The organism is Microcystis sp. M53598_WE2, from assembly GCF_030067735.1.
GTDB lineage: Bacteria > Cyanobacteriota > Cyanobacteriia > Cyanobacteriales > Microcystaceae > Microcystis > Microcystis aeruginosa.
Genome location: NZ_JASJFE010001012.1, coordinates 1 through 9,325, shown reverse-complemented (window position 1 = coordinate 9,325; position 9,325 = coordinate 1). Strand labels below are relative to the sequence as shown.

The window sequence follows — 9,325 nt, the reverse complement described above, 5'->3', positions numbered from 1 at the left end:
CCACTGACCTACAAGCTTTATTGTTAGCCAGTCCCCAAGGGCATAATTTTCAGTACGAAGTCCGCATTAGTTTTGAAGCGAACACGATTAAAAATTTTCTGCAAGGACTGTCCGTCAAGTCTCTCCACAACCCAAAAATTCAGCAGGGTTATCAAATTTTAAATCTGCCTCTATCCATTAATGTCAGCAGTTTTCAAAATAAAATTTTAGTCAAAATTCTCTCGATAATTTCTTCTCCGTCTGCTGATAGAGATTGTTCCCGCATCTTCTCCGTTTGTCAACCAGTAGAAGCTGCCCTATCCCAACAAATCCAACAGGAAAGATTATTAAACCAAGTCATCACCCAAATGCGTCAGAGTCTGGAGTTACCGGTGATTCTGGAAACCGTAGTCAGGGAAGCGCGAGAGTTTCTGCAAGTGGACCGATTGTTAATTTATCAATTTTTTCCCAGTACCAGTGAGGTAAAGGGAAAAATAACTTCCGAGTCGCGCATTTCTGAACAGATAAATTCGGTGTTAAATTTAACCCCCGAAGACGATTGTTTTTCCTATATTCCCCAATACAAAGAAAAGTACCGTCAAGGATTAATTCTGGCCGTAGATGATGTGGATGCTAACTATTCTTCTTCCTTCTGTTTGTCGGAATTTTTGCGACAACACCAAGTGCAATCAAAATTAATCGCCCCGATTGTGGTACAAGAAGAATTGTGGGGTTTATTAATTGCCCATCAATGTCAAGAAAAACGCCAATGGTTGCCGCAAGAAAAGAAATTTTTAGGTCAGATTGGTGAACATCTCGCCATCGCTATCTATCAAGCGCAATTATATTCTCAAGTACAGGAACAAAAAGATATTTTTGAACGCCGGGTAATAGAAAGAACCCAAGAATTACAAGATACTTTAATGGCCGCAGAAGCCGCTAACCTCTGCAAAAGTGAATTTTTAAATAATATTAGTCATGAGTTATTAACTCCCCTAACTTGTATTATCGGTTTGTCCAGTACCCTGCAAAAATGCTCGGCAGCCAATAATTTTTTACCCCCCGACAAACAAAAACACTATCTAAAAGTTATTCAGGATAACGGCAATAAACTATTAGAATTAATTAATGACTTGCTTAATTTCTCGCAAGTTTCGGCGGGGAAAGCTGTTTTAGATATTAAACAATTTTCGCTAAAATATCTCTGTAATCATGTTTTAGAAATTATTAAAATGGAGGCAGAAATTAAAGAAATTAATCTGATTTTAGAGATGAAAATTACCGAAAAAGAGCATTATTTTTACGCCGATTATGATCGAGTTCAGCAGATACTTTTATACTTGTTAAAAAATGCCCTGAAATTTACCCCCGAACAGGGTGCTGTCACGCTGAGACTGTGGAAAGAAGGCAGTCAGGTCATTTTTCAGGTAGAGGACACGGGCATCGGCATTCCTGCTCAAAAAATACCGCTTCTGTTTGAAAAATTTACCCAATTGGATGGCTCCCGCAAACGTCGTTATGGTGGTATGGGATTAGGACTGGCTTTAACTAAACAATTAGTGGAACTCCATCGCGGCACGATCGAGGTAGAATCTTGCTTAGATAAAGGTTCCATCTTTACCGTCCGTTTACCTCAACAAAAGCCCCCCAAACCCCAACCCTCGGATAATAATCCCCATTTTAATCACCACCATCCCACTATAGTTTTGATTGAAAGTGACGAAGAAATCGCCAATCTTATTTGTGAGTTATTGATGGTGGCACATTATCAAGTTATTTGGTTAATCGATAGTGTCTCCGCTATCAAAAAAATTGAGATCGTGCAGCCAAGTATTATAATTGTCGATCGAAAAATGCCAGATATATATCATCTCTGTCATCTTTTAAAAAAATCCCGCCAAACTCAAGCCAGTAAAGTGCTAATCTTGAATGATACCCCTGAAATCAGCGTTAATTTTCTCGGTCGTCATGGCATTGACGACTATCTCCTCAAACCCATTCAACCCTCCCTATTGTTGGAAAAAATCCGCTATCTAACCGCTTTATAAGTGGGGTTTGCGGCAAAAAGTTTTTTGTGGGTGTGGGGTGTGGGGTGTAGGGTGTGGGGTGTAGGGTTTTACCCATTTTCATCTGGTCAATTTTTTCTTTTTTCCTCAGAAAATAGAGCTTGAAAACTAACTATCAAATAGCTAATTTTCAAGCTCTTAATTGTAGGAATCCTAGAGCTAAATTAGGATTCACTCTCGATATAGATAAATAACAAACCCATAACCACGGCTGGCATTAACCAACAGACGATCGGGATTAAAATCCAAGGCAGATAAGAAGCTGCGTAGTCACCAGTCATGTCAAACGCTCCTAGTAAAAAAATAAGGAAATGATAACAGGTAGAAAAAGGGTTAATTATTGATTAAAAACCCCGCGCATGATGCCATCAACGACACCAAGATTTTCTAGGAGGAAATAGGCCACAAAAGCGCCACCCATACCACCGATAAAGAAACCGGCGGCGAATTGACTCCAACCCTCCGCCGATTTCAGCGGATCATTACTAGCGGCCTTACCTTGGAAAGAGACAAGACCATAACTAGCTAAACAACCCGTAGCCAAAAGAACCATGGCTAAAGCGGGGATTAAGCCGCCGATATTGGCATATTCGGAGTCTCTCAAGGGGCCCAGGACAACCCAGGGACCACCGAGGAAATAACCGTGGGCCATACCCACTTCTAGACCGCGCAGAATCGGAGCTAGACCGGGACGATAGGCAGGTAAGTTACCAATAAAAGCTTTGGTAAAACCAGAAGCGGAAATGGGGGTAGCTAGATGACCAATGAACGGATCATCATTGTAGGGTGTCACCACCTGTTTGTATCCAGTTTCAGCCATTGTGTTTGAGTTCTCCTTTTTCCGATCAACAGGAAAATTGATCATAAAACTTTAAGATTACACTTTAGGCCTAAGAATTACTTCAAGCAACCCCATCGATCGAGTTTTCAAGGGTTGACGGCTGAAACTCTCACAATTCGTTACATTTCTCTCGGGAGAAGGGAGTGGGGAGCTTTTTTTCAGTGAGCAGTAAACAGTAAACAGTGAACTGAAAACTCACATCTGCTCACTGCTCACTGCTCACTGCTCACTGATTAAGGGATAATCAACACTGGACAGGGGGCAAGGTTAATAACTTTAGTGGTGACGCTTTCGGACACACCTTCGCTGGTTAATCCTAAACCGCGACAACCCATAACGATCAGGTCGGCATTAATTTCATCGGCCACATCACAGATGACAAAAGAAGGCATTCCCTCCCTTTCAATCATTTCCGCATTGATGCCAGCTTGGGCGAAAATCGCCCGCGCCGATTGTAACAATCGATCCACCGCTTCGATCGAACTCATCTTATCGTCGGGGGCAATTTCTCCGGTGGGTGTCGTTTCCACCACCGACAACAGGATCAAACGACTGTCAAAGATTTTGACTAATTCGATCACACTACTGGTCGCGTCACGACTTTCGCGGCTGTGGTCGATGGGAAATAAAATCGTCTCAAACATAATTAGCAAGTCTCTCCAATCAAATTTTTCTGGGCAAATCAGTCTTAGAACTGCAAAACTGATCCCCAAATCTGAAATAATCTTTGTCAAAGTAATTGCCGCAAGTAGCGATACCCTGATTTAATCTTTATTGTACGGTAAGCAATCTAGGAGGTTATGGGCTGTGCCAAAAAAAACAGTAGCGAATTTAACAGAAGCTGATTTAGCGGGCAAACGGGTCTTAGTCCGGGTCGATTTTAACGTTCCCATGGACAAAGCCACCGGGGCAATCAGCGATGATACCCGCATTCGGGCGGCACTACCAACGATTGAGGATTTAATCAAAAAAGGGGCTAAGGTTATTTTATGCAGCCACATGGGTCGCCCCGACGGTCAAGTTAAAGAAAATTTGCGTCTGACCCCTGTAGCTAAACGTCTCTCGGAATTATTGGGCCAAGAAGTAATCATGTGTCCCGATTGTATTGGTGAGGGAGTGACGGCAGCGATTAGTCAAATGTCTAACGGTCAAGTGGCCCTTTTAGAAAATCTGCGTTTCCACGGTGAAGAGGAGGCAAATGATCCCGATTTTGCCAAAAAATTAGCCGCTAACGCCGATTTATACGTTAATGATGCTTTTGGTACCGCCCACCGCGCCCACGCTTCTACGGAAGGCGTTACCCACTATCTCAGCCCCTCGGTGGCGGGTTATTTGATTGAAAAAGAATTAAACTACCTACAAGCAGCTATTGAAACTCCCCAACGTCCCCTAGCGGCGATTATCGGCGGTTCTAAGGTTTCTAGTAAAATTGGCGTGATCGAAACTTTATTGGAAAAGTGCGATAAACTGCTCATCGGTGGCGGTATGATCTTTACTTTCTACAAGGCCCGCGGTTTAAGTGTTGGTAAGTCTTTGGTGGAAGAGGACAAACTGGAATTAGCCAAATCCCTGGAAGCGAAAGCTAAAGAAAAAGGAGTGGAATTCCTCCTTCCTACCGATGTGGTGTTAGCGGATAAATTCGATAAAGATGCCGAGTCCCAAATCGTCAAGGTCGAAAATATTCCCGATGGTTGGATGGGATTGGATATTGGACCTGAATCAGTTAAAGTTTTCCAAGAAGCTTTATCTAACTGTAAATCTGTCCTCTGGAATGGCCCCATGGGGGTGTTCGAGTTCGATAAATTTGCGGCGGGTACAGATGCGATCGCTCACACTTTAGCCGATTTAACTGCTACGGGTACAACTACCATTATCGGTGGTGGTGACTCGGTAGCGGCGGTAGAAAAAGTGGGAGTGGCGGAAAAAATGAGCCATATTTCCACCGGTGGTGGCGCTAGTTTGGAATTACTCGAAGGGAAGGTTTTACCCGGTATTGCCGCCCTCGATGAAGCCTAATTATCGCTAATATCTCAGGTTTAAACAAGGTGGGTGTTGCCCCACCTTTTTTTATGAATTAGGGAGTGGGTTTTTAAAGTTGGATTGGGAGTTAATCATACCAGGACTTTTGCGGCAAACCATAAATAGTTGAGCCACTAGGATACTTCAATTGCGGTAAAATCCACCCGCTGATATAAATCTGTCAGGGATATTTGAAAATCTAGAGAAAACAAAGTTAAAATCGCTTCTTGAGCGTGATAATCCCGAAATGCCCAATGATCGCCTCTTTTATGAAACTGTTCTATATAATAACCATATTGATCGATTAAAATATATTCTTCAAAACTATTAAGAGAGCGATAAAATTTAAACTTATCACCCCGATTATAGTCTTGAGTAGATTTTGATAAAACCTCGATAATCACCTGTGGATTGGTAATCGTATCGGTGCGTCCTCTTTCAAGAATTGGTTCTCCCTTAACGATCATAATATCGGGATAGGTGTACATATTATAGGCGGGTATTGCCAAGCGTAGATCGGTGATAAATATATCATAGGCTTGATTCTGGATAGTTAAGGGAAATCTTCTATAAAAATTTCCCGCAATGCGATTATGGTTAGGAGTTCCCCCAGTCATAATAATAATTTCTCCATCTCGATACTCGTGTCTGTCGGTGGCAGTTTCCTCTAGTTGAAAGTATTCTGCGACTGTGTAGCGTTTCTCAGTGGTTGCGACCATATTGCCCCCTTGAAAGCAAAGCTCTGTTTTTATGATAACCTGTTTTCTGAAAAGGTAAGTAGCTGGTTATAATTAAATTAAAAATGGATTTTAGGTTCGATCCCCCCTGCCCCCCTTGATAAGGGGGGTGTCTGATAATTTTTAACGCCTACCTACTTATAATTATCGGTTTTAATCAGGTGCTGACTGCTGTATAAATATCGAGAGACCTTGTTAACAAGGTCTCTTCAAAGTGGGTGGGATTATTATCGCTAATTTGCTAATCCGGTTGGGATAATTTGAGGATAGCGCTAGTGACTTTCATGCTTTCTTGATAAAGCACGTCCTGGCCCCAACGCTGTAACTGTTTACCTAGCAGAGTTTCTGTTTTTTGGTCTTCCAGATGGGACACTTGTTCAACGCGGCAAGATTGGGCCCCTCCCGAAGCTTCCATCCGCATACAGCCAGTAGTTCCCGAACAAATTACCGTACAACAATCAGCCTGAAGATTAGTAGAAGTGAGTTTAATACTAATCAGATCCCCTTGTACCTCACCCCAATCGGCCACGGGAACACCGGCTAATTCCGCCTCAATTAAACGCTGGTCCTGACCGAGGAAGCTAATCCGATGAATAGCGTAATCTCCCGACCGGTGACTATATCCCACCGGTCGCCATTGTAACCGGCTGGCCATCCAACCGAGGAACATAAAAGCTTGGCAAGGATTGCCCTTTTCGTAATCAATAGTGATGCGATCGACTTCCAGAATAGCATCCCGGCGCTCCGGTGGATCAAAAGCCTCGGCGGTTAGTTCTTGCCAAGGAGCGAGACGACTCCAGTTCAGGTCAGCTAATGGTACATCTGTTGCTAATAAATCCCCCACTTGCAGCAGTTCCGTTTCCGGTTCCCGAAAAGTGCTGGAATCGACGATAATCGTATCACATTGACTGGCCAGACGCTTAAATAGTCCATATTCCGCATCCGGACTGGCTTTCCACCAGAGAAATTTGGGCAAACTGGGAATAGTTAACTCGGAAATAATGCCGCCAATTCGTTCCAAGGCTTCCGCTGTGCCGCTTAAAGTGACGTATTCACAGCAAACTAAAGTGTTCTGACTACGTTTGTTGACGGGACAATAGGCAGAAACAGAGGCTTTTACCCCTTCATCGGCCTCGGCGGTGGGACAGAGGGTAATAATGCGACAGGGATTGGAAGCAGCGATCGCATCTGCCACCCCAATCGCATCCAAATCGGCGGCGTATTGACGATGATTAGCCCCATCCTCGGCGTTTTTTTCCGCTTCCCAGGCCGCCCTTAACCGAGCGACAAATTCATCGCTAGAAAGCCCAGTTACTTCTAGTTCTAGGTCCTTCTGGGCGACTTTGATGGCGGCGTGAGTCCGCGGACCGGCAATACCATCAATCGGGCCGGTGTAATAGCCGAGAAGGGTTAACAATTCCTGTACTGCGTCGGGTTCATAGACAATAAAGCTAAAGGTGGTGGCCCGGGTGGCGGCCATACCATCCTCATTATTATTATAGGATTGCCAGATATCGCGCAGTTCCTGCTCGATCACATCGATGGAAACATCTTTCGGTGCTTGCAGGGAGACAATGGGGGGGCTTTGGGTAGTCATGTCAGTTATCAGTTATCAGTTATCAGTTATCAGTTATCAGTTATCAGTTATCAGATGTGAGTTTTTAGTTTACTGCTCACTGATTACTGATTACTGTTCACTGTTTTAGAGTCGTCGCCAACGACGGCCATCGCGGTTAAGGAGAAATTCCGCTTCTGTGGGTTCCCAGGTACCCGCTTCGTATTGGGGTACGGAGGCGGGATCAGAGGGAGCGTCCCAAGCGGCGAGAGCGGGAGTAACGATGCGCCATGCTTCTTCTACCTCGTCAGAACGGGTAAATAGGGTTTGATCTCCTAGCATAGCGTCTAAAAGTAGCCGATTATAGGCATCAGCGCTGGCAACACCGAAGGAGGAACCATAACTAAAGTCCATTTCTACCGTGCGCGTGCGTAATTCTGACCCCGGCATTTTCGCCTCAAAACGGAGGGCAATACCTTCGTTAGGCTGAATCCGGAGACTCAGTACATTTGCATTAGTTTGTTGGGCTGCCGATTGGAAGATTAATAACGGCACATTGCGGAATTGGATGGCAATCTCGGAAACTTTTTTCGGCAGACGTTTACCCGTACGCAGATAGAAGGGGACACCCTGCCAACGCCAGTTATCTACCATTAATTTCATGGCCACGTAGGTGGGGGTGGTCGATTCGGGATTAACCCCCGGTTCTTGCCGATAGCCCAGAATGGGTTTTCCTTTCATCCAACCGGCTTTATACTGGCCGCGGATGGCGGATTTTTCCAGGTTATTAATATCGGCCAGGTGAGTCGCTTGCAGGACTTTGACTTTTTCGCCACGGACACTATCGGCGTTAATAGCGTTGGGTGCTTCCATCGCCGTTAAGCAGAATAACTGCATCAGGTGATTTTGCACCATATCCCGCAAAGCTCCCGATTTTTCGTAATATCCGGCCCGCTCCTCCACTCCCACGGTTTCGGCCACGGTAATCTGGACGTGATCGATAAATTGACGATTCCAGAGGGGTTCAAAGATAGCGTTAGCAAATCGGAACACCAATAAGTTTTGGACGGTTTCCTTGCCTAAATAGTGGTCAATGCGATAAACTTGGTTCTCCTGACAAACCTCTTGTACGACTCGATTGAGAACTTGGGCAGAACTGAGGTCTTTGCCAAAGGGTTTTTCGATCACTAAGCGGTGTTTAATTGGGTCTTTCAGCATTCCCGCCGCGCCAAGGTTTTTAAGACCGGGAGGGAAGAAATTAGGAGAAACCGCTAGATAAAAGACTCGATTGCCACGGGTTCCCCGGATTCCGTCTAATTCTTCCAGAAAGACTTTCATTTTGGCGTAACTTTCCGGATCGTCCATGTTGCCGGGGAAATAGTACAACCCTTGGGCGAAGTCTTGCCAATATTCCTCACTGCCAATCCCGTCGGAAAATTCTTCGATGCCTTGGCGCATCTGTTGGCGAAAATAATCATGACTCCACTCTCGGCGCGCTGTACCGACGATGGTTAATTCGGCCGGTAGTCGTCTTTCCCGTTTCAGTTGATAGAGAGCAGGAACCAGTTTTCTTTGGGTTAAGTCTCCCGATGCCCCAAAAATGACTAAAATTAGGGGTTCTGGGGTTCTTTCTTGTCGCAATCCCACTCGGAGAGGATTTTCGAGCAGCTTTACCATAGGATTTTGTCTAGCCGAGGTGCATTATTTTCCAGTCTAGCGAAAATACTCGACGGGATACCTAAATTGACGCTCCCATCGCACTAAGCGCTTCGGGATTCCCTGTTCATCCAGTTACCTTATCTACTAAGCTTTCACCTAATAGACAGTGGGTAGTCTGTCCGAGGGCTTGAATTTCTGTCCGCCCGACAGTATTTGCCCGTGCGAGAATGTTTATAGCGGCGTTTTCGTCTCTATCCAAGACACACCCACAAGAACAAACATGAGTTCTTACAGATAATGTTTTCTTGACAATATTACCACAACTAGAACATTGTTGGCTAGTGTATTGTGGGTTCACCGCTACCACAAACTTCCCGTGTATTTTCCCAAAATAGTCTAGCCAATCGGTGAACATTGACCAACTCGCATCTTGAATAGATTTAGCAAGCTTAGGATTTTTCACCATATT

The 9,325-nt window shown here is 44.6% G+C and carries 9 protein-coding genes; 2 read left to right on the top strand and 7 right to left on the bottom strand.

Going from position 1 to position 9,325, the window contains the following annotated elements:
- The coding region (locus tag PX636_RS20770; RefSeq protein WP_288118640.1) for an ATP-binding protein at positions 1–2,027 on the top strand (2,027 nt) is incomplete at its 5' end.
- A 182-nt stretch (positions 2,028–2,209) separates the two neighbouring features.
- Here the strand turns inward: PX636_RS20770 and PX636_RS20765 are convergent.
- The 3 genes from PX636_RS20765 to PX636_RS20755 all read right to left on the bottom strand — a co-directional run bounded on the left by PX636_RS20765 (position 2,210) and on the right by PX636_RS20755 (position 3,530).
- A complete protein-coding gene (locus PX636_RS20765; RefSeq protein ID WP_004162778.1) occupies positions 2,210–2,326 on the bottom strand; it encodes a photosystem I reaction center subunit VIII in 117 nt (38 codons plus the stop codon).
- Between the two features lie 56 nt (positions 2,327–2,382).
- Positions 2,383–2,865, bottom strand: coding sequence for a photosystem I reaction center protein subunit XI (locus tag PX636_RS20760; RefSeq protein ID WP_012267003.1), 483 nt, complete (start codon positions 2,863–2,865; stop codon positions 2,383–2,385).
- Positions 2,866–3,119: 254 nt separating this feature from the next.
- Positions 3,120–3,530, bottom strand: coding sequence for a universal stress protein (locus PX636_RS20755; protein WP_004162780.1), 411 nt, complete (start codon positions 3,528–3,530; stop codon positions 3,120–3,122).
- 163 nt (positions 3,531–3,693) lie between these two features.
- On the opposite strand from PX636_RS20755, the gene PX636_RS20750 reads away from it, so the two are divergent.
- Positions 3,694–4,902 carry a phosphoglycerate kinase gene (locus PX636_RS20750; protein ID WP_002757146.1) on the top strand — a complete coding sequence of 403 codons (1,209 nt, stop codon included), beginning with the start codon at positions 3,694–3,696 and terminating at the stop codon, positions 4,900–4,902.
- A gap of 137 nt (positions 4,903–5,039) precedes the next feature.
- On the opposite strand, the gene PX636_RS20745 is transcribed toward PX636_RS20750, so the two are convergent.
- From PX636_RS20745 to PX636_RS20730, 4 genes are all read right to left on the bottom strand, one after another.
- On the bottom strand, positions 5,040–5,624 hold the full coding sequence (locus PX636_RS20745; RefSeq protein ID WP_012267001.1) for a Uma2 family endonuclease: 585 nt from the start codon (positions 5,622–5,624) through the stop codon (positions 5,040–5,042).
- Between the two features lie 259 nt (positions 5,625–5,883).
- Positions 5,884–7,239: a glucose-6-phosphate dehydrogenase assembly protein OpcA gene (gene opcA, locus PX636_RS20740; protein WP_004162783.1), complete on the bottom strand. Its 1,356-nt coding sequence runs from the start codon at positions 7,237–7,239 to the stop codon at positions 5,884–5,886.
- A gap of 105 nt (positions 7,240–7,344) precedes the next feature.
- Positions 7,345–8,874 (bottom strand): glucose-6-phosphate dehydrogenase, encoded by a 1,530-nt coding sequence (zwf, locus tag PX636_RS20735; protein WP_288118636.1) that lies wholly within the window; start codon positions 8,872–8,874, stop codon positions 7,345–7,347.
- 106 nt (positions 8,875–8,980) lie between these two features.
- The coding region (locus PX636_RS20730; protein WP_288118633.1) for an RNA-guided endonuclease InsQ/TnpB family protein at positions 8,981–9,325 on the bottom strand (345 nt) is incomplete at its 5' end.

What these genes read in the sequence shown, in the direction of transcription:
- PX636_RS20745 (WP_012267001.1), bottom strand. Translation starts at nt 5,624, where the DNA reads ATGGTCGCAACCACTGAGAAACGCTACACAGTCGCAGAATACTTTCAA.
- PX636_RS20755 (WP_004162780.1), bottom strand. Translation starts at nt 3,530, where the DNA reads ATGTTTGAGACGATTTTATTTCCCATCGACCACAGCCGCGAAAGTCGT.
- PX636_RS20760 (WP_012267003.1), bottom strand. Translation starts at nt 2,865, where the DNA reads ATGGCTGAAACTGGATACAAACAGGTGGTGACACCCTACAATGATGAT.
- zwf (WP_288118636.1), bottom strand. Translation starts at nt 8,874, where the DNA reads ATGGTAAAGCTGCTCGAAAATCCTCTCCGAGTGGGATTGCGACAAGAA.
- opcA (WP_004162783.1), bottom strand. Translation starts at nt 7,239, where the DNA reads ATGACTACCCAAAGCCCCCCCATTGTCTCCCTGCAAGCACCGAAAGAT.
- PX636_RS20765 (WP_004162778.1), bottom strand. Translation starts at nt 2,326, where the DNA reads ATGACTGGTGACTACGCAGCTTCTTATCTGCCTTGGATTTTAATCCCG.